Raw genomic sequence first — 21260 nt, forward strand, 5'->3', positions numbered from 1 at the left:
CGAAAGAGCTATACGCGCGCGCAGACCTCCGCGGCGGGAGCGCAGTCCGTCTTTTTGAAGTAGAGGACGGCGGCTACTATCCCGACAATCGCGGCGCAGCTTATCGCCATGTTCGGATGAATCGCGGCGAGCGCGCAGAGTCCGAATAATACGCGTTCGTAGCTGCGAAGGTCGCGGCAGAACCATCCTTCGAGCGCCCCCGCGAGAGCCACGACGCCGAGCACGGCAGAGAGGACGAGCACCGCGAGCTCGACGGGCTGCACGTTCTGGAGCAGCAGCATCGGATTGTAGACGAAGCAGTATGGCAGCAGGTACGAGGCGAGCGCTATCTTCGTCGCGGTCACGCCGGTCTTCGCCGGGCTCGCGCCCGCTATTCCCGCGCCGGTGAAGGCCGCGAGGCAGACGGGCGGCGTAAGGTCTGCCATGATGCCGAAGTAGAATACGAAGAGGTGCGCCGCGAGCGGCATGACGCCCATTCCCGCGAGCGCCGGCGCGATTATCGTGCTGCACACGATGTAGTTCGCCGTCGTCGGCAGCCCCATGCCGAGGACGAGACAGGCGAACATCGCCATTACGAGCGTGAGGAAGAGGCTGCCGCCCGATATTTCGATGATGTTGTTCGATATCGTGAGGCCGAGCGAGGTCAGCGACGAGGTGCCGACGATGAAGCCGACGAGCGCGCAGGCGAGCGCGACTCCGAGCGCGCCGCGCGCGCCCTCGGCGAGGGCCTCGACGTTGTCGCGCAGCGACATGCGCGTGTGCTTCCTGAAGGAGCTGACGACCATGACGGAGACGACGCCGATGAATCCGGCTTTGAGCGGCGTGTATTTCATCAGCAGAGCGACGACGATGACGAGCACGGGGATGAGCAGATGTCCGTCGCGTTTCATAACCTCGCGCACGACGGGAAGCTCTTCCTTACGTATTCCTTCGAGATGGTCGCGGCGCGCGCGGATGTGGACGTTGCTGAATATCGCGGTGTAATAGATGAGCGCGGGGATGACAGCCGCAGCGGCTATCGAAAGATAGGGGATGTTGAGGAACTCGCTCATGATGAAGGCCCCGGCCCCCATGATGGGCGGCATCAGCTGGCCTCCGGTCGAGGCGCAGGCTTCGACCGCGCCCGCGTAGTGCGGCGCGTAGCCGACCTTTTTCATTAGCGGTATCGTGAAGGTCCCGGTCGTTGCGACGTTGGCGACCGACGAGCCGTTTATCGTGCCGAGCAGCCCCGAGGCGACGACGGCGACCTTTGCCGGGCCGCCGGGACTTCCGCCCGCAAGCGCGAGCGCAAGCTCGTTGAAAAATTTCGCGCCGCCGCTCTTCGCGAGGTACGCGCCGAAGATTATGAATACGATGACGAATGTGGAGGAAACGCCGAGCGCGAGGCCGAAGATGCCCTCGGAGGTCAGGTACATGTGCTGTATTATCCTGCTCAGAGAATATCCGCGAATCTGGAACATTCCCGGCGCGTAATAGCCGAAGTAGCAGTAGAGCAGAAACAGCACGCTGAGGCACGGGAGCACGAGGCCGACGACGCGCCGCCCCGCCTCGATGACGAGCAGAATCGCCGCGACGCCGAGGACGATTTCATAGCCGAGCGGCTCCGCTCCGCGGCGCGCAATCTCGTTGAAGAAGACCGCGATGTAGCCAACGACCCCGCCCGCGGCGGCCGCGAGCAGCCAGTCGTACCACGGAGCGCGCAGCTTGTCGCCCCTGCGCGTCGCCGGATAAAGCACGTAGACGGCGACGATGGCGAAGGTGAGGTGTATCGCGCGCTGAATGGTTATCGGCATCGCCGTTATCCCAGCCGTATAGAGGTGGAACAGCGACATAGCCGCGAGCCAGAAGGTGACGAACTTCCCCTGCCAGCCCGACAGCCGCCTGTAGCGGCTCTCCTGGTCGTATTTTTCGACGAGGCTGCTGACCTCGGCCTCGTTCATGCTTATGTTCTCTATCAACGATTCGTTTCTCTGTCCGTTCATTTTGCTTCCGCGTCCTCCGTCCTGCTTTTCAGCCGCGCGAGGGGAAAACCCCCGCGCGCTCCGCGGCCTTACTCGACCGCGCCGATCTCCCTGTAGTAGCGCTCCGCTCCCGGATGAAGAGGTATCGTTATAAACTTGAGGTTCTCCGGGGCCATCGAAGAAAGTCTCGACGAAACGTTAAGGATGTCCTCCTTCTTCTCGTAGAGGGCCTTCGTCATCCGGTAGGCCGTCTCTTCGTCAAGCTTGTCGTTCGTGATGAGGACGTTCCAGCTCGCCATCGCCTTCACCGGCTTTTCCTGCCCCTTGTAGGTGTTCGCCGGTATCTCGAACGGCAGATAATAGGGCAGCTCCTTGCAGAGGGATTCTATTACCGCAGGCTCGAAATCTATCAGCTCCGCCGTCCCGACGGTCATTATCTCGACGATGCCCGCGATGCCGAGCGCTCCGACGGTGAGCCCCGCGTCGATGTGCTTGTCGGCGAAGGCCGAAGCGGTGTCCGAAAGGCCGAGATTCTCCGCGCGGATGTCCTTGTCGGGGTCGATGCCGTTCGCCCGCAGAAGCGCGCGCACCGTAATCTCAGTCCCGCTTCCGACCGCGCCTACCGAGACGCGCTTGCCCTTCAGGTCCTTTATGCTCTTTATGCCGCTTCCCTTAGCAACGAGGAAATGCACCGGCTCCGCGTAAAGCGGCGCGATCGCGCGCAGCCCCTTCATCGGCTTGCCGTCGAACATGCCCATGCCCTCGTAGGCGAAATAGTAAAGGCCGTCGGCGAAGACGATCTCGGCCTCGCCCTTCGAGAGAAGCGAAAGATTCTGCGCCGTTCCGCCCGTCGACTGCGCGTTCGCGCGCATGTCGGGAATCGTGTCGTTCCACACCTTAGCCATCGCCGCGCCTACGGGATAGTAGGTCCCGCCCGTCGAACCCGTGCCGACGTTGATAAAGGTCGCGGCCTCCGACGCCGCGACCAGCGCAAGGATAAGAACAAATGACAACGCCGTTCTGCAAAAATTTCTCATCAACCTGTCCCCTTCTCGTAAATAAAATTCGCGTACTCCGCCCCTGCACCATTTAATTGGTGAATTTTTCACAATAGGTACGAATCACACAGCGTGGTGTAAGAATACAATAATCGCGCCCATGCGTATATAGTTCCACAGTCCTATATTTTATAAATTCACATAGTGTTTCGACACGTTTGTGAATAATAGCTCATATAACAAACAAGCCGCCCTTTCATGGGCGGCTTGTCGCTGCATCAAATGACGTTCAGCGTTACGGACGGTACTTCACGTCGATATGTTCCAAATCTCTGCTGCCTGTGAGCTTGCCTTCTGTCATTCGGTGGTGTCTCTCGCAGAGCCAGAGACCGTTAGTAAGTTTATCGCTGCCGCCTTTGTGGTGCGGCTTGATGTGCGCAGCCTGCACGATGCCGTCACATTCAGCGTCGAGTATTTCTTGCGGAAGTCCCTGAATGGCACGGAATTCGCATTTGCGTTCTATTTTCTGCATACTGCGGTTAAGAGAGGCGTCACGCTTGAACAGCGGCTTGCTGGGATAAAGCCACATGAATAAATCCCATGTTTTATCAACTATATTAGGGATGTCTTTAACAAAAAAATTCTGTGCAAGATTTACATAAAAAGTATTTCCAAGGTAATGTTTGCTTGAATTTTTGTTAGCAAATATTCTCTTAGCAAAGCCATATTTTTCTTCAACGGCATCAATCTCTTTTAGAAAATCAGCTATATCGCTCCGTATAATCTCAAATTTTTCTTTTTGTGTTCTTTCTTTATTAAATACAACATAATGCAGATAATGGTAGTTGCACCTGAACTCTGCTGTGTCTTCCATTATCTTTCGAAATCTTTCGTAGTCAAAGTTCTGGCGAAAGAAAGAAAACATAACAGGAGAATGTACCATGTCAAATGTTAATAAATTCTTTACACCTTGTGTTTCCCAATGATGGAAATGATAACCTGCTCGATACCCAACTTGTTTGTTATTATCAGCTTTTTGAAAATAAGAAAACGCTTTATCTAATACAAAATATGAGTTTTCATTTTTCACTGGCCTAACACATGCTTCTCGTCCAAGTTTTTGTGAAACAGCATCTAATAAGCAAGAGACTCCCCATGGAAGCTTTTTCTCCATAGTGTTCTCACCGTTCCTTTTTATTGAAAGAGAGTGATTTTAGAAATAGATACATTGTGATTGAGGAATTGCCCCATTGCACAAGGAACAATTCCTCATAGGATAATAAAATACCATCTAATATTTTTACATCAGCTTCCGCGCCTCTTCCGGGCCGGTTTCGTAGAGGTTGCCGCCGTGGCAGTCGGCTATGACGGTCAGCGGCATGTCCTTGACTTCGAGGCGAAGCACCGCCTCCGGGCCGAGGTCCTCGTAGGCTATCGCTTCCGCGCTTTTGACGCAGTCGGCGAGCAGCACAGCCGTTCCGCCGGTCGCGCCGAAGTAGACGGCTTTGTGCTCCTTCATCGCGTCGAGGACGGCCTGCGTGCGCTTGCCCTTGCCTATCATGCCGCGCAGCCCTTTTTCGATGAGCAGCGGCGCGTAGGGGTCCATGCGTCCGCTCGTCGTCGGGCCTATCGGGCCGATGACGGCTCCGGGAGGCGTCGGCGCGGGGCCCGCGTAGTAGATTACTTCGTCCTTTATCGGGACGGGCGATTCCGCGCCGGACTTTATCGCCTCGACTATGCGCTTGTGCGCGGCGTCGCGGCCGACGAGGATTTTGCCCGAGAGGCGCACTATGTCGCCTGCGCGCAGAGCTTCCGCCGTTTCGTCGTCGAGCGGCAGCGTTACGTATTTTATCTCGCTCATGTCCTTAGCCTCTCCCTTCGATGCGTCCGTGCGCGTGGCGCAGCGCGTGGCAGCAGATGTTGACGGCGACGGGCATTCCCGCGATGTGCGTCGGCTTCGTCACGATGTGCGCGTCGAGGGCCGTGACCGTGCCGCCGCAGCCCGACGGGCCTATGCCTAATTTATTGACTTCGCGCAGGATTTCTTCTTCGAGCTTCGCGTAGTATTCTATCGGGTTGCGGACGCCGCAGGGGACGAGCAGCGCCTCTTTCGCGGCGAGCGGCGCGGTCTCGAAGTTGCCGCCGATTCCGACTCCTATGACTATCGGCGGGCAGGGGTTGGAGCCTGCCTCGCGCACCGTCTCGACGACGGAGCGCACGACGCCCTCCGCGCCGTCCGCGGGCTTGAGCATGAATATGCGGCTCATGTTCTCGCTGCCCATGCCCTTCGGCGTTATCGTGATGTCTATCGCGTTTCCGGGGACTATCTTCCAGTGGATCACCGCCGGCGCGTTGTCGCCGGTGTTGCGGCGGTCGGAGAGCGGGTCGCGGACGACGGACTTGCGCAGGTAGCCCTCGCGGTAGGCGCGGCGCACGCCTTCGTTGACCGCCTCTTCCAAATCGCCGCCCTCGACGTGGAGGTCCTGTCCGAGCTCGATGAAGAGCACCGCCATGCCGCAGTCCTGGCATATAGGCATGTATTTGTCGGCGGCGAGCTTCGCGTTCTCGATTATCTCGTCGTAGAGCGACTGAGCGCGCCCGAGCTTCTCCGCGGCGCGCGCCTTCCTCAGCGACTCCGCCACGTCCTCGGGCAGGTACATGTTCGCGGTCAGCGCGAGCTCGCAGACTTTATCGGAAATCTCCGCCGCCGTGAGAGTATATATCTTCGACATATCAACACCCCTCGCATGAATTTGTGGAGCTTTTCTCCAGATAATAATAGCAGAGCGCGGGCGTTGTGAAACGCCAGCGCCGCATTGCCGAAGGAATTTTTTTCGGGAAAATGGAAAATCCGCCGCGCGGCTACATGCTGTCGAAGTCGTCGGCTATTTTAAGGTTTTTCAGGTGCTCGGTGATGTTGAGCGCGCGCAGCGTAAAGCCGCGCGCGGGCGTGTGGCTCAGCACGCCGTAGGCGGCGTTGTCGAGGTGGAGCCGCCAGAAGAACGGCGGCGCGACGCCCAAGGCTCCCGCGAGCATCGGCTTTATCAGCGCGCGGTGCGAGACTAGCGCTATCGTCCGCCCTTCGTACTCCGCGACGGTGTTTTCAAGCTCGCGCAGCGAACGTTCGCGCACGTCGAAAAGGCTCTCCGCGCCCGCGACGCGCAGCTCCTCGGGGCGCGTCGTCCACGTGCGCCACGCTTCGGGGAATTCGCGCATGATGTCGCTTTGCAGACGGTTTTCCCATTCGCCGAAGCAGATGTTGCGGAAGCCTTCTTTTACAACCGGCTCCGCGCCGACGGCCTCGCCGAGTATGCGCGCGGTCTCGAGGGCTCGCGCGAGCGGGCTGGTCACGACCGCGGAAATCCCCGCGCCTTTGAGCCGCGCCGCCAAAGCCCGCGCCTGCTTCACGCCGTTTTCGTTGAGCGGGAAGTCAACGCAGCCGCGTATTCTTTTATCCCTGTTGCCGTCGCATTCGCCGTGGCGGATGATGTAGACCGTCGTTTCGCCCATTCCGCGTCCCTCCCGTAAAAGTAAGGCCGCGCGCATACGCTGCGCGCGGCCCCGATATTTTCTTCTGCGCCGTTATTCCGAGAACGACGGCCCGGCGTCCATGCCTCCGGCCGCAGGTTCGTCGTCCTGCGCCGGGGCCGCCTGCTGGAGATGCGGAAGCGGAAGCTCTATGTTCTCCGCCTCCTCCGCTATCGCGGGCATCGAGACCATGATCGCGGGGATCGTGCCGAGGCTGAGCTTGCGCTCGACTGTCTTGATGACCTCCTCGGTGTCCTCGTCCATTACGATTATCTTGAGCGTGTGGTTCGGCCCCTGGAGCTTCAGCACGTCGCGGTCTCCGGCGAAGTATTCGACGGAGTCCTTCTCGTCGCCGTTGACTACGAGCGCGAGGTACTCAATCTCCCGGTATTCCCTGCCGTCTATCGTGACCGTCTTGTTGTCCACGTAGACGTCGTGCTCCTTGCCTATGTAGTAGAGGCCGAAGCAGAGCAGGACGAGCAGGACGACGAGCGCGACGCGTATGACGAGCCTTCTTTTGTTGACGTTTTCCATCGTTATTCTCCTCTCAGGCTTCTGCGCGCGGCAAGGCGGTCGCGGTGGCGTTTCCATGCGTGGAGCACGAGCGCGAGCGCGATGATGCCGTACGAGACGAAGACGCGGAAGTATTCTCCTAGCTGTGCCTGTCCGATGAGCTCCTTACCGGCCATCGGCGAGACGACGAACATCAGGTGGAAGAGTATGACGCCGACGAAGACGTTCGTTATCGTCGCGCGGCTGACGGAGGCTCCGCCTATCAGTATCGCCGCGATTGCGAACATACCGGCCTGGTCGTGGCTGTTGTAGGTGTTCATCGTTCCGATGTTCTGGAGGAATATTATCTGTCCGAAGCAGGCGAGGACCGTCGATATGATTATCGCTATTATCCTCGTGCGCTCGACCGGGATGCCCGCGGCCTCGGCGACGGCCATGTCCTGGCCTATCGCGCGCATGTCCTGACCGAGCTTCGTGCGGCGGAACCAGATGATGAAGAGGCAGAAGACGCCGATGACGAGGAAGGTCGCTATCGGTATGTCTATCGTGCCTATCTTAAACGGGATGAGCGTGTCGAGCGTGCGGCGTATGCCCGTGAGGTTTATCGCGTTGCGTATGCCGTAGCCGCGCGAAAGGACGAGCTGCGGGTTGCTGATCGGTATCAGGCGGCCCATTCCATAGAGGACGACGAGCTGATAGACGCCGTTGATGAAGAATCCGAGGATGTACGACGTAACCATTTCGCGTCCCTTGGCCCTGTTGAGGACCGCTCCGCAGATGTAGCCGAGGACTATCGCTATCGGCATTCCGACTATCGATGCGAGCAGCATTCCGGGCCAGCCCGCGACGGCCCAGTCGGTGACGAAGATGAGCCCTATCTGCCCCGCCATCGCGCCGAGGACCATACCGAAGTTGAGCCCCATGCCCGCGAGTATCGGGATGAGCAGCGAGAGGACGAGGAAGGAGTTGCGCGCGAGGCGCGTGAACATTTCCTGTATCAGATATGTCGCCGAGAATCCCGAAAGAGGAATGGCTATCGCCGAAAGCCCGATGAAGACGATCGGGACGGCGTAGTCCGCAAGTAAGTTCTTTAAGTCGCGTTTCTGCTCCGCCATTATCGTTTCACCGTCACTTTCCTGGTAAGGGCGTAGAGTATCATGCCGTTACTGACTATTATGCGTATGACCTCGGACATGTCCGTCTGCATTACGCTGTTTATAACCGACGGCGTCATCGTGAGTATCCCCTGGAAGAGGAACGTTCCGACGACGACGTTGACCATCGTGGCCTTATTGACCGAAGCGCCGCCGAGCAGTATCGCCGCGACCGCGGGGAAGGCCATGTAGAAGGGGCCCATGTAGAGCTGGATGAATCCGAAGCTCTGTTCGTAGACCAGTATGCCTATCGCGCCGAGCACGGTCGACATGACGACCGATATCGTGCGCATCTTGTCCACGTCGATGCCGGAGGCGCGCGCGAATTCCGGGTTGGAGCCGACCGCCGTTATCGCGGTTCCCGTCTTGGTGCGGAAGAAGGCCCAGACGAGGAAGGAGACGAAGGCGAAGAAGAGGAACATTCCGACGGGGATGTAGAAGAACTCGCCTATCCTGATGTTGACGTACTGGCTGAGCGCGTTGAGCCAGAAGCCCTCGACGCTTATCGTAGTGCGGAGGCCGGAGCCGCCGTAGCCCCAGATCATCGTCGGGCTCGTGTAGGGGAGCAGCAGCCAGGCGATGCACATGAGCGCGACGGAGGAGAAGCCGACGTATGTCGCTATCATCATTTCGTCGCCCTTGACGCGGTTGAGGAGCTGTCCGTAGAGCCAGCCGAGGACGACGGCTATCGGCACGGCTATCGCCATCGCGATGATGAAGCCGATGCTGCCCGTCACGCCTATCTGTATCGAGGTGACGGCGCCGAGGAGGCCGGCGATTATCCCGAGCGGGAGGCCGAAGTTCAGCCCGCAGCCCGACTGTATCATCGGCACCATCGCAAGCACGAGGATGCCGTTCATTCCGACGCGGACGAGCGTGTCGGAGATGGAGGCGTCTATGCGGACGCCGACGAAGGGCGCTGCGATGAAGAGCGCGAGTAGGAAGAGCGCTATTATTATTCGCGGCCAGCCGGCGTTTTCAATAAACTGCTTTAATTTGCCCTGCATTGTAATTCACCTGCGTTCTCTATTGATTTGCCGCGGCCGTCTCTTCTTCGACGTGGCCGAGCATCAGCAGTCCGAACTCTTCCGCTTCGGCGGAGGCCGGAAGTATGCCTGAGACGCGCCCCTCGTTGATTATCGCGATGCGGTCGCATATCGAGCGGAGCTCCTCGAGCTCGGACGAGGTCATGATGATCGTCGTGCCGTTCTCGCGGTTAACGCGGCGCAGAGTGTCGAGGACGAGTTTTTTGGCGCCGACGTCGATTCCGCGCGTCGGCTCGGAGACGAAGAGGATTTCTGGGTTCACGGCGAAAGCCTTCGCGAGGCAGACCTTCTGCTGGTTTCCGCCAGAGAGCTCTATCGCGCGCTGCTTCGGCCCCGTGCAGCGGATTTCGAGGGATTTGATGTAATCCTCGGCGCACTGCTCGATAGCCTTGTCGTCGCGCCATTTCACTAGGCCGCCGAAGAGATTCTTTATAAACTTCTCCTGCACCTGCATCGCGGTGAAGGTGATGTTCCAGTCGATGCCTTCTTCGAGAAGCAGGCCGACGCCGCGGCGGTCCTCAGAGACGAAGGCCATGCCCTCGCGCAGTGACGCGTCGGGGTCGTTGAGCTTTATCTCCTTGCCGCGCAGCCAGACCTTGCCGCCCGCGGCGTAGAGGCCCATGATGCCGTTCGAGATGCCGACCTTGCCCTGTCCCGCCAGTCCGCCGAAGCCGAGTATCTCGCCGCGGCGCACCTCTATCGAAACGTCGCGGACCGTCTCTCCGGGCATGTCGACCCAAAGGTGCTCGGTCTTGAGGACGACCTCGCCGATTTCCTTCTGGTGCTCTTCCTTGCGCTCTTCCGTCTGGACTCCGCCGTCGCCTTTGCGGTCGACCATCCACGCAGCTATCTGGCGCACGTTCGTTTCGGAGGTTTTTGCCTCCTGGATGACGCGCCCGTCGCGCAGCACTATCAGTTTGTCGCAAAGGTCGATTATTTCCTGGAGGCGGTGGGAGATGAAGATTATCGCGATGCCCTGTTCGGAGAGCTTGCGCAGCGCCGCGATGAGGACGGTCGCCTCGCTCTCGGCGAGGACCGCGGTCGGCTCGTCGAGGACGAGCAGCCTCGTCTTGCTCCTGTCTATCTCGCGCGCTATTTCCGTAAACTGCTTGTGTCCGACGGGCATCTCGCTTATCAGCGTGTCGGCCTTGAGGTCGACGCCGAGCGTCTTGATGGCCTTCTCCGCCCTCGCGCGCATGTCCGCCCTGTCGAGAGTCTTGAGCCTGTCGCCGAAGACCTCGACGGTGAAATTGTACTTAGTCGATTCTCTGTTGAGCAGGATGTTCTCGGTCGCGCTGAAACCAGGTATGAGCGAGAACTCCTGGTGCACCATTCCTATTCCGGCCTTGAGGGCGTCGAGCGGGTCTTTGAAATGGATCTCTTCGCCGTCGATCTTTATCTTCCCTTCGTAGCCGCCCGTTTCGGCGATGACGGGCATCCCGAAAAGTATATTCATCAGCGTCGACTTGCCGGCCCCGTTTTCTCCGACCAGCCCCATTATTTCCCCCGGCTGCAGCGAAAAGCTAACGTCCTGGAGAACGCGGTTGCCGAAGTACTCTTTACCGATGTTCTCCATTTTCAATAGAGGGACTCCTGTGCCCATACATTTCACCTCGTTGCTCTATGCATATAATTTTATGGCTTTTCTTCGTTAAACTCTTTGCGCATAAAACTAAACTTATAATAGTTGATTTGTTGATAAACGACAAGATAACAAGGAGGATACGCCGCGGCGCTTTAATCATAAAAAATCTTTCCGGCGCGCGCGCCGGAAAGATTTAAATTACGCGGCTCTGTTTACAGCGCTTATTTTATCGTCATAAATTTCTCGGGAACCTGGACTTTCGTGATGTCCATGTAGCCCTTGCCGAAGATATAGGTATCCTGGTAGACGAGCAGGAAGTTGCGCATCTTGACCTGCGTCGCCATGTCGAGGTACTCGGAGCCCATCCACTGCGCGCCGGGCGTGTACTTGTCGTAGCAGGCCCAGAGGTCCTTCAGACGGTAAAGCTTCGCTTCGCCTTCGGTGATGCGCTTGCCGTACTCGGCGAGGGCGCAGACCGTGCTCCATCCGAAGGAGTAGCTCCACGTTCCCATTCTGCCCTTTCCGCCGGCGTCGATGACGGCCTGTTCGACCTTCTTCATTATCGCCGGGAAGTCTCCGGCTTCAGCCGAAAGGTCGATGCCGAGCGCTCCTGGATAGCCCATGAGCGGCGACGGAAGGTCGGGTTCGACGAAGATTCCGCCGTACTTCGCTATCTGCTTGAGGAGCGGTTCGGTCTGGGCGTCGTTGGTGCAGAAGAAAGCGGTTTCCTTTCCGTACTTGTCGAGCCAAGCCGGGGTCTTTTCAAGGACGAACTGCTGCGCGCCAGCTACGCCGACGTCGCTGGTCGGGTCGGGGGCCGTCTCGAAGATGAATTCGAGGCCGAGGTCTTTGCAGGCCGCTTCCATTATTGCGCGGCGGCGTCCGAGCGTCTCATAGCTCATGTGGCGCGGGAAGGAGATGTGGACGAATTTCTTCGCGCCGAGCTTCTTCGCGGTGTCGACCATGAGGTAGCCGCGCGACACGAAGTCGACGCTGACGGAGAGGTCGGCGACGCTCGATATGACGCCCGGGTCTTCCTGCGGCTGTCCGGCGAAGCAGAGGATGTCGGGCCTCTTCTCCTTTACGCGGCGGAAGGCTTCCGTCGTTCCGGGGATTGCGTCGTCAACGACTATGACCTTCATCTTCGGGTCGTCGGCGAGGCCGACTATCTGAGATATGGTCGTCTCCATTTCAGACATGAAGTTGTCCGGCATCGTAACGTGCTGGACCATTCCGCCGTCGGCGACGTCGCCGTATTCCTGAATCATGCGCTCGGCGCCGCGGTAGGTGTCCTCGGCCTGAGAGACCGTAAGCGTGGCGATACCGATGTGGAACGGGGCTTCCGCAAACGCCGCCGCCGTCATTACGAGCGTCGCGGCCAAAGCAAGGATCAATGCGCTGGTCTTTCTCATCTTCCCATTTCCTCCTCAGATAAATAAAGTTTTATGCGTTAGCCAGCGCGGGAGCGCCGCGCGGGCGTAATGCCTATTCTCCGCAGACGGTGATGTCGCGCGAGAAGTGGTTGAGCGCCTCGCCCGTTCCGTTCTTTCTGACGGCGACGAGGTTCTCTATGCGGACGCCGAACTTGCCGGGGATGTAGATGCCGGGCTCGACGCTGAATACGTTGCCGGGCTCAAGCGGCACGGTGTTGCCCTCTATCATGTAGGGGCCTTCGTGTACCGCGACGCCGATGCCGTGGCCGACGCGGTTAAAGAAGTATTTGCCGTAGCCGGCGTCGATGATGACCTGGCGCGCCGCGCGGTCGACGTCCTGTCCGGTCGCTCCGGGCTGCACCGCCGCTTCGCCGGTCGCCTGCGCCCTGCGAACTATCTCGTAGATGTCGCGCATTTCCTGCGTCGGCGTGCCGGTGAAGAATGTGCGCGTCGTGTCCGAGCAGTAGCCCTTCCAGCGTCCGCCGAGGTCGAGGATGATTATGTCGTTGTCTTCAATGACGCGGTCTCCGCCAGAGTAGTGCGGCATGGAGCCGTTCGGACCGCTCGCGACGATGGGGCTGAAGGACATCTGCGTCACGCCGTCCTCCTCGAAGAACTCCGCTATCTTCTTCGCTATGTCGCGCTCCTTCATGCCGGGCCGGATGAACTTCTGAAGCTTCGCGACGACGTTGTCGACTATCTTCGACGATTCGCGCATTATCTCAAGCTCCTCGTCGTCCTTGCGCGAGCGCTGGCCCGTGAGGATGTCGAAGCCGTTGACCATTTCGAGCGGCATCGTGTCGCGCACGGCGAGCATGTCGACTGCGCGCACGCCGTCGTTGAAGGCTATCTTTCCGCCGACTATGCCCAGATGCTCGCAGCCGCGGCGGAAGGCGCCCGTGAAGCCCTCGTGGTCGTCCCATTCGGCGTAGAAGGGAACGTCGCCGAAGGCCTTCACCATCTCTTCGCGGTAGAGCAGCGGCGTCATGGCGAAGCAGCGCTCGTCCTTCGCGACCATGAGGCCGCGGACGCGCTCGTCGGGATGGGTGTCGAGGCCGCTGATGTACTCAAGGTCGGTCGACGGGCCGAGATAAACGGCGTCGAGCCCCCTTCTGCGAAGCTCTTCCGCGAGACGCGCGACCCTTTCTTTTCTTATCATTGAGAGGACCTCCAATATATTGAGATATTTTTCCGATAACGCCGGCGAACGCCGGATAAACAAACGAAAGCGGCGGCTTTTGTCGATTTTTAGTAAAACTTTGAGCTATATGACAAACGTGCCTTACAGCAACAATGATATTACAGCCGTTCGCGGCAAGTCAAGCGCAATACGCGCGCGCGGACGATTTATATATTTCGCCGCGCTTTCGGGCGCGCGCCTCATGTTGACACGCGGCGCGGCGCGCCACTATAATGCGGCTAACTCACGGAACTCGGACAATAAACTGGTTCAGACGGCTATGTCGTCCGCGTTCCGCAAAATTTTAGAGGGAGGAATTTTTTATGAAAAAGGCAGCGTTACTGCTGGCGGTCGTATTGGCGGCGTTCTGCTTCTGCGCCCCGGCTATGGCCGAAGCCCCGTTCCACATCGGGATAATGACCGGTACGGTCTCTCAGAGCGAGGACGACCTTCGCGGCGCTGAGTTCATGATCCAGAAGTACGGCGACGTCGCAAACGGCGGAATGATCCAGCACGTTACCTACCCCGACAACTTCATGTCCGAGATGGAGACGACCATCTCTCAGCTTTCTGGACTCGCCGACGACCCGAAGATGAAGGTCATCGTCGTCAACCAGGGGATTCCTGGAACAGCAGAAGCGATACGCCGTGTAAAAGAAAAACGTCCTGACATCATCTGCTTAGTCGGCGAAGCACACGAGGACCCGAACGTCATCACTGCCGCCGCAGATTTGGCAATAAACGCCGACTTCGTGTCACGTGGCTACCTCATCGTTGACACGGCGAAGAAGCTCGGATGCAAAACCTTTGTGCACATCTCCTTCCCGCGCCACATGAGCTATGAGACGCTCGGACGCCGCCGCGCGATAATGGAGCAGGCCTGCAAAGACCTCGGCATCCAGTTCGTATTTGAGACGGCCCCTGATCCGACGAGCGACGTAGGCACCGCGGGCGCGCAGCAGTTCATCCTCGAAAAGACCCCGGCCTGGGTTAAGAAGTACGGCAAGAACACCGCCTTCTTCTGCACCAATGACGCGCACACCGAACCTCTTCTCAGACAACTTGCGAAATACGGCGGATACTTCATCGAAGCCGACCTTCCGTCGCCGCTCATGGGCTATCCCGGAGCCTTCGGCATAGACCTCACGCAAGAAGCAGGGAACTTCCCCGCAATACTTAAAAAAGTGGAGAAGGCCGTCATCGACGCCGGAGCAGGCGGACGCATGGGAACATGGGCCTATTCCTATGGTTACACCAACAGTGCAGCACTTATTGAGTTTGGTAAACGCATAGTTGAGGGCAAGGCGAAGCTCAACAGCAAGAAGGATCTATTCGCCTGCTACGAAGAGTACACGCCGGGAACCAAATGGAACGGAAACTACTACACCGACCTCGGCACGGGCGTGACGAAGAGAAACCTCATGCTCGTCTACGAAGACACCTACATTCTCGGTAAAGGCTACATGGGTACGACCAGCATCGAAGTCCCCGAGAAGTACATGAAGATCAAATTCAGCGGAAACTAAACAAAACGCCGGAAACGGCATAAGGACGCACGAAACGCCGCGGGCTCAGCCTGCGGCGTTTTTCGTATGCGCGCGCGGCGAAGCAAAACCGGCGGCGCGCCCGCGCGTTCGCCGCCGCGGCGCGAAACGGCGGCGCTTTCTACGAGCGCGCGAAGCTTTCCGCAAATCATCGCGAGCGCCGCGCCTCCATGCCGCGCGCCTCAAATCCGCGCCGCGAAGCGCGCGAAAAATACCACGCCGAAGCGCGCGCTAACTTTTTACAAATCCTTTGACAACGCCCCCCTTTCTCTGTATAGTCTTGCATTGACTGCGGATGTATATCCGCGGTGAAAATATAAAGCCTTGCGGCTTGAGAAGGGACGTGGGGATAGGGTTGAACGAGAAGATCCAGCTTTATGGCTTCAACAACCTGACTAAGACTCTTAGTTTCAACATCTACGACATCTGCTACGCAAAGACGGAGCGCGAGAAGAAGGATTACATCGCCTACATCGACGAGCAGTATAATTCCGAACGATTGACCAACATATTGTGCGGCGTCACGGACATCATCGGCGCGTGCGTGCTCAACATATCGAAGCAGGACTACGACCCGCAGGGCGCGAGCGTGACGATCCTCATCTCCGAGGAGACCGTCCCGCCCGAGCAGATCGACGACACCTGCAACGGCGGCTACTGGGCCAAGAGGATAAACGACGAACGCGAGACCGTCGTCGCGCACCTCGACAAGAGCCACGTGACCGTCCACACCTACCCGGAATTCCATCCGAACAACGACATCAGCTCTTTCCGCGTCGACATCGACGTATCGACCTGCGGCAAGATATCCCCGCTCAACGCGCTCAACTTCCTTATCGGACAATTCGACTCGGACGTGCTCGCGCTCGACTACCGCATCCGCGGCTTCACGCGCGACGTGAACGGGAAGAAATATTATAAAGACCACGACATCAACTCTATACAGAACTATATAGACGAGAAGACCCTCGCGCGCTACGACGCGATAGACGTGAACGTCTACCAGTCGAACATCTTCCACACGAAGATGATGCTGAAGGAGATCCGGCTCGCCGACTACCTCTTCAACATCGACCCGCGCGAGCTTCCGCCCGAGGAGCGCCTCGCCATCAAGGACAGCATCACGAAAGAGATGCTCGAAATCTACTACGGCATGAATATGTACTAGGCGCGGTGCGCTGAGATGGCTGACAAGGCATACCGTCTCGACCAGCGGCGCGCGCCGCTGCATGAAGCGCTCGCGGAGTACAGGAGCAGCCGCGTAGTCCCATTCGACGTGCCCGGCCACAAGCAGGGACGCGGCACGCCGGAGCTGACGAAGTTCCTCGGCAAGGAGTGCCTCTCCGTCGACGTGAACTCGATGAAGCCGCTCGACAACCTGAGCCACCCGACCTCGGTCATCAAGGAGGCCGAGGAGCTCGCCGCCGACGCCTTCGGCGCGGACGCGGCCTTCCTCATCGTCGGCGGCACGACCGCGGCGGTGCAGGCTATGGTCATGTCCGTCTGCAAGGCGGGCGACTCGATGATAATCCCGCGCAACGTCCACAAATCCGCGATAAACGCGATGATTCTGTGCGGCATCACGCCGGTCTACGTAGACCCGGGGATACACCCCGAGCTTGGAATCTCCCTCGGGATGCGCGCCGCGGACGTCGAGGCCGCGATAAAGGCGCACCCCGAGGCGAAGGCGGTGTTCGTCAACAACCCGACCTACTACGGGATATGCACCGACCTCCGGCGCATAACGGAGGCGGCGCACGCGGCGGGCATGGCGGTGCTCGCGGACGAGGCGCACGGCACGCATTTCTATTTCGGCGAAGGGATGCCGCTGCCCGCTATGGCGGCGGGCGCGGACATGAGCGCCGTCAGTATGCACAAGACGGGCGGCTCTCTGACGCAGAGCTCGCTGCTGCTGATGCGACGCGGGCGCGTCAGCCCCGACTACGTGCGCACCGTCATCGGCCTGACGCAGACGACGAGCGCCTCGTATCTGCTGATGAGCTCGCTCGACATAGCGCGCAAGGCGCTCGCCACGGAGGGGACGGAGATCTTCCGCCGCGTCGTCTCGCTCGCCGAGTACGCGCGCGGGGAAATCAACCGCATCGGCGGATATTACGCCTTCTCGCGCGAAATCACGGACGGCGGCGCGGTGTACGACTTCGACGTGACGAAGCTCTCCGTCAACACGCTCAAGACGGGGCTCGCGGGCGTCGAGGTCTACGACCTGCTGCGCGACGACTACGGAATACAGATAGAGTTCGGCGACATGGGCAACATGCTCGCGATAGTCTCCGTCGGGGACAACCACTACGCGATCGAGCGCCTCGTCGCCGCGCTGTCGGAAATCAAGCGGCTGCACGGCAGGGAAGGGCTGAAACTGCTCGACCACGAGTACATCACGCCCGTCGTGCGCATGACGCCGCGCGAGGCCTTCTACGCGCCGAGCGAGCCCGTGCCGGTGCGCGAGAGCCTCGGCAGGATTACGGCGGAGTCCGTCATGTGCTACCCGCCCGGCATACCGATACTCTCCCCCGGCGAAGAGGTGACGCCCGAGGCGCTCGAGTACATCCTCTACGCGAAGGACAAGGGCTGCCTCGTCATGGGGCCGCAGGACATGAATCTCGAAAATCTATACGTTGTGAAATAGGAGGAAAAATTCAATGGAGCTTTGGTACACGGAGGAACACACTCCCTCTACGCGCTTTTCGATAAAGGTCAAGAAGCAGCTCTTCAGCGAGAAGAGCCCCTTCCAGCAGATAGACATCTTCGACTCGGAGGAGTTCGGGCGCTTCTTCACGCTCGACGGCCTCATGATGCTGACCGAGAAGGACGAATTCATCTACCACGACATGATAGTCCACGTCCCGATGGCGACGAACCCGAAGATCAAGCGCGTCCTCGTAATCGGCGGCGGCGACGGCGGCACGGTGCGCGAGCTTACGCGTTACAAGACGATTGAAAAAATCGACATGGTCGACATCGACGAGCTCGTCGTCAAAACCTGCATGAAGCTGCTGCCCTTCACCGCCTGCGAGCTCGACGACCCGCGCGTCTCGCTGCACTTCGAGGACGGCCTCAAATTCGTCCGCACCGTCGAAGAGAAGTACGACCTCATAATCGTCGACTCGACCGACCCCTTCGGCCCCGGCGAAGGGCTCTTCACGAAAGAGTTCTACGGCAACTGCTTCAAGGCGCTCGGCGACGACGGCATACTCGTCAACCAGCACGAGAACCCCTACTACGAGTCCTACTCCGCGGCGATGAAGCGCGCGCACCAGCGCATCGAGGACTTCTTCCCCATCTGCCGCGTCTACCAGGCGCACATCCCGACGTATCCCTCGGGCCACTGGCTCTTCGGCTTCGCCTCGAAGAAGTACGACCCGGTCAGGGACCTCGACGCCGATGCGTGGAACGCGCTCGGCCTCGAAACGAAGTACTACAACACCGGCATACACGTCGGCGCCTTCATGCTGCCCAACTACGTCAAAAAGGCGCTGAACCTGAAAGACTAGGGACGGATGAAAAGCTCGATACAGGGCTTCATAGGCTGCGAAAGCTCGTGGGACGAGGCGCGCGCCGTAATTTTCGGCGCGCCCTTCGACTCGACGACCTCGTTCCGCCCCGGCGCGCGCTTCGGCCCCGCCGCGATGCGCTCCGAATCCTTCGGCATAGAGACCTACAGCCCCTACCAGGATAAAGACCTCGAAGAATTGAAAATCTTCGACGCGGGCGACATAGAGCTGCCCTTCGGCAACGCGGCGGCGGCGCTCGGCGCGATAGAGGAAGCCGCGGACGAGATACTGGACGCGGGAAAAATCCCCGTCCTCTTGGGCGGCGAACACCTCGTCACGCTCGGGGCCGTCCGCGCCGCGGCGAAGAAATATCCGGACCTGCACATAGTCCACTTCGACGCACACGCAGACCTGCGCGAGGACTACCTCGGCGAAAAGCTCTCGCACGCCTCGGTAATCCGCCGCTGCTGGGACATATTGGGCGACGGCAGGATTTTCCAGTTCGCGATACGCTCCGGCAGCCGCGAGGAAATGTACTGGAGCCGCGGGCACACGGAGATGGAAAAATTCCGCGCCGACACGATAGAAAAGACTGTCCGCGAGATAGCCGGCGCGCCCGTCTACGTGACGCTCGACCTAGACGCGGTAGACCCGTCTGAATTCCCCGGCACCGGCACGCCCGAGGCCGGCGGCCTGCGCTTCACGGAGCTGCTCTCCGCGCTGCTCGCGCTGCGCCCGCTCCACGTCGCCGCCTTCGACATCTGCGAGCTCTCGCCGCACTACGACCACTCCGGCGCATCCACCGCGCTCACCTGCAAAACCCTGCGCGAGATGCTTCTCGCATACTGCTGGTAACGCACGCGCAAATTCACAAAAGACGAAGGGAGAACGGCAGCCCGCCGCTCTCCCTTTTTATAATGATTTTCTATTCCGAGAAAATGCAAATTTTTGCAATTTCTCGGAATAGCGGCGGCTTTGCGCCGCCTCCGCAGATTTTGCCGGCGCGCGGAGATTTTCGGCCTCTTTTGAGCAACTATAAAGGCCGCCGCTGTTATATACTTGTCTCAGTCATCTGATAAGCGAGGCGATGAATATGGAGTTCTTCATAAGGCCGTTCGAGGAGCGCGACATTCGCGGGCTTAACGAGATACGCAGGATGCGCGGCGTGCGCGAGACGATTCCCGCGCTCGCGTCTGAGAGCATGGAGTTTACGGAGGCCGTCGCGAAGGCCGTACCCGCCGCGACGCCGAACTTGAGCGCCGTAGTCTGCGAAAACGGCGAAGAAATCCTCATCGGCAACGCGCTGCTGCGCCTCTGCGAAAAGCCTAAGATGCGCCACACGGCGTCGCTCGCGATAGTCGTGCGCACGGAGTTTCAAGATATGGGCGTCGGCCGCGCGCTTCTGACGGAGCTTCTGCGCATAGCCGACTGTGACCTCATGCTCGTGCGCGTCGCGCTCGAGGTCGCGGAGGAGAACGCGCGCGCGATACATCTCTACGAGTCGCTCGGCTTCGCGCGCGAGGGGCTTCTGCGCTGCGCCTACACGGAGGGCGGCAGGTACAAAAACATCGTTGCGATGGCGCGCGTGCGCGAAGCGTAGGCCGTCATGGGCTCCGTCTACACGAAGCAGATTATCCGCTACATTCTGATATTTTTCGCCGTCACCTTCACGAGCGCCTCGATGGAGAGCGGCTACTACTTCCTCATACCGTTCCTCGAAGGAATCGGCTCGGAGGTCGGGACGCTCGGCGGCCTCGTGATGGGCGTATGCTACGGCGTTTCCTTCCTTCTGCGCCCGCTCGTGCCCTTCGCGGCGCGCTTCATAGGCAACGAAAAGGTCATACGCGCCGGCTTCTTCTGCTTTTTCATAAGCGCCTGCGGCATCGCGCTCTTCGCGCGCACGCCCGAGGGCGTCATCATCTGCCGCGCGATCGCCGGCATCGGCATGGGCGTCGTGACGATAATCCTGCAAAGCTACGAATATCAGCTGCTTCCGGCGGACGTGCGCGGACGCTGCGTGTCGCTGATAACGGTCGCTTACAGCCTGCCCGCGCTGATTGTCGTGCCGCCGATGGAATATCTCGTGAGGAACGGGCACTACAACCTCTACGCCGCGACCTTCCCGTTCATCGCGGCCGCGGGGCTCTTCGCCGTGATGAAGCTGCCGAAGACGAAAGGCGGCGCGCCGCAGAAGAGCGAGCCGAAGGAAAAGGTTTCATACCTCTGGCTGGTTCGTTCGCCGCAGGTGCTCTTCTTCGCCGCCTCTGCGGCGCTCTTCGCCTTCTCCGACGCGGCGCAGCTCCGCTTCGTCCAGCTCGCGGGCGAACGCGGCCTCGCCGCCTCGTACTTTTTCAGCGTCTCGGCCTGCACGGCGATGATATTCCGCCTCTCGTGCGGCAAGCTCGTCGACAAGCTGCCGCGCAAGGTCTGCGCGCCAGCCACGACGCTGCTGACGGCTGGCATGATGTTCGCGATGACCTTCGCGACGGGACCGCGCGCCTTCATGTTCTGCGGCTTCGTATTCGGCCTCGGCATGGGCTTCGGCTACCCCGCCTTCATGTGCCTGACGCTCGACATCGGTGGCCGCCGCTCCGCCGTCACGACGCTCGCCGTCGTCTTCGGCTTCATCTACTCGCTCCAGTCGTTCTTCTGCCCGATAATCATTCAGCAGGCGATAAACTTGACCGGCAGCGTCACATGGTCCTACCGCCTGATATACGGCGCGGTCGTAGCGCTCGCCGCCGTCATAGTCTACTACAGCCCGAAGGTGTATAAGGATTTATAACGCGACGGATTCACGCCGCGC

The 21260-nt window shown here is 59.5% G+C and carries 19 protein-coding genes; 7 read left to right on the forward strand and 12 right to left on the reverse strand.

From position 1 onward, the window contains the following. Positions 1-8: 8 nt before the first annotated feature. The 12 genes from ABGT66_RS04630 to ABGT66_RS04685 form a co-directional block, all read right to left on the reverse strand. On the reverse strand, positions 9-1982 hold the full coding sequence (locus tag ABGT66_RS04630) for a TRAP transporter permease (protein ID WP_346689147.1): 1974 nt from the start codon (positions 1980-1982) through the stop codon (positions 9-11). A gap of 68 nt (positions 1983-2050) precedes the next feature. Further along, positions 2051-2998, reverse strand: coding sequence for a TAXI family TRAP transporter solute-binding subunit (locus ABGT66_RS04635; RefSeq protein WP_346689257.1), 948 nt, complete (start codon positions 2996-2998; stop codon positions 2051-2053). A 256-nt stretch (positions 2999-3254) separates the two neighbouring features. Further along, entirely contained in the window at positions 3255-4133 is an 879-nt protein-coding gene (locus ABGT66_RS04640; RefSeq protein ID WP_346689148.1) for an HNH endonuclease signature motif containing protein, read from the reverse strand. A gap of 126 nt (positions 4134-4259) precedes the next feature. Beyond that, positions 4260-4820, reverse strand: coding sequence for a Fe-S-containing hydro-lyase (locus ABGT66_RS04645; protein WP_346689149.1), 561 nt, complete (start codon positions 4818-4820; stop codon positions 4260-4262). Positions 4821-4824: 4 nt separating this feature from the next. Further along, entirely contained in the window at positions 4825-5691 is an 867-nt protein-coding gene (locus tag ABGT66_RS04650; protein ID WP_346689150.1) for a fumarate hydratase, read from the reverse strand. A gap of 130 nt (positions 5692-5821) precedes the next feature. After that, positions 5822-6469: a histidine phosphatase family protein gene (locus tag ABGT66_RS04655; RefSeq protein ID WP_300264626.1), complete on the reverse strand. Its 648-nt coding sequence runs from the start codon at positions 6467-6469 to the stop codon at positions 5822-5824. A gap of 72 nt (positions 6470-6541) precedes the next feature. After that, a complete protein-coding gene (locus ABGT66_RS04660) occupies positions 6542-7021 on the reverse strand; it encodes a DUF6672 family protein (RefSeq protein WP_346689152.1) in 480 nt (159 codons plus the stop codon). A gap of 2 nt (positions 7022-7023) precedes the next feature. Next, on the reverse strand, positions 7024-8115 hold the full coding sequence (locus tag ABGT66_RS04665) for an ABC transporter permease (protein ID WP_346689153.1): 1092 nt from the start codon (positions 8113-8115) through the stop codon (positions 7024-7026). Further along, positions 8115-9161 (reverse strand): ABC transporter permease, encoded by a 1047-nt coding sequence (locus tag ABGT66_RS04670; protein ID WP_346689155.1) that lies wholly within the window; start codon positions 9159-9161, stop codon positions 8115-8117. The genes ABGT66_RS04665 and ABGT66_RS04670 overlap by 1 nt, the downstream gene beginning before the upstream one ends. Before the next feature lie 19 nt (positions 9162-9180). Then, positions 9181-10803 (reverse strand): sugar ABC transporter ATP-binding protein, encoded by a 1623-nt coding sequence (locus ABGT66_RS04675; protein ID WP_346689156.1) that lies wholly within the window; start codon positions 10801-10803, stop codon positions 9181-9183. 203 nt (positions 10804-11006) lie between these two features. Further along, positions 11007-12197 carry a DUF3798 domain-containing protein gene (locus tag ABGT66_RS04680; RefSeq protein WP_346689158.1) on the reverse strand — a complete coding sequence of 397 codons (1191 nt, stop codon included), beginning with the start codon at positions 12195-12197 and terminating at the stop codon, positions 11007-11009. 73 nt (positions 12198-12270) lie between these two features. Next, a complete protein-coding gene (locus ABGT66_RS04685) occupies positions 12271-13377 on the reverse strand; it encodes a Xaa-Pro peptidase family protein (RefSeq protein ID WP_346689159.1) in 1107 nt (368 codons plus the stop codon). A gap of 344 nt (positions 13378-13721) precedes the next feature. On the opposite strand from ABGT66_RS04685, the gene ABGT66_RS04690 reads away from it, so the two are divergent. The 7 genes from ABGT66_RS04690 to ABGT66_RS04720 all read left to right on the forward strand — a co-directional run bounded on the left by ABGT66_RS04690 (position 13722) and on the right by ABGT66_RS04720 (position 21239). Continuing rightward, positions 13722-14924 carry a DUF3798 domain-containing protein gene (locus ABGT66_RS04690; RefSeq protein ID WP_346689161.1) on the forward strand — a complete coding sequence of 401 codons (1203 nt, stop codon included), beginning with the start codon at positions 13722-13724 and terminating at the stop codon, positions 14922-14924. Positions 14925-15291: 367 nt separating this feature from the next. After that, positions 15292-16110 carry an adenosylmethionine decarboxylase gene (gene speD, locus ABGT66_RS04695; RefSeq protein WP_346689258.1) on the forward strand — a complete coding sequence of 273 codons (819 nt, stop codon included), beginning with the start codon at positions 15292-15294 and terminating at the stop codon, positions 16108-16110. A 15-nt stretch (positions 16111-16125) separates the two neighbouring features. Then, complete coding sequence (locus tag ABGT66_RS04700) at positions 16126-17589, forward strand: aminotransferase class I/II-fold pyridoxal phosphate-dependent enzyme (RefSeq protein WP_346689162.1); 1464 nt, start codon at positions 16126-16128, stop codon at positions 17587-17589. A 13-nt stretch (positions 17590-17602) separates the two neighbouring features. Beyond that, positions 17603-18454, forward strand: coding sequence for a polyamine aminopropyltransferase (gene speE, locus ABGT66_RS04705; protein ID WP_346689164.1), 852 nt, complete (start codon positions 17603-17605; stop codon positions 18452-18454). Between the two features lie 6 nt (positions 18455-18460). Next, positions 18461-19309, forward strand: a complete 849-nt coding sequence (speB, locus tag ABGT66_RS04710; protein WP_346689165.1) for an agmatinase — start codon at positions 18461-18463, stop codon at positions 19307-19309. A gap of 238 nt (positions 19310-19547) precedes the next feature. Further along, on the forward strand, positions 19548-20054 hold the full coding sequence (locus ABGT66_RS04715; protein ID WP_346689166.1) for a GNAT family protein: 507 nt from the start codon (positions 19548-19550) through the stop codon (positions 20052-20054). 6 nt (positions 20055-20060) lie between these two features. Then, the gene (locus tag ABGT66_RS04720) at positions 20061-21239 is read left to right on the forward strand and encodes an MFS transporter (RefSeq protein ID WP_346689168.1); all 1179 of its coding nucleotides are present in this window, start codon (positions 20061-20063) and stop codon (positions 21237-21239) included. Positions 21240-21260 lie beyond the last annotated feature (21 nt).

The organism is uncultured Cloacibacillus sp. (assembly GCF_963926575.1).
Classification (GTDB): Bacteria; Synergistota; Synergistia; order Synergistales; family Synergistaceae; genus Caccocola; species Caccocola faecigallinarum.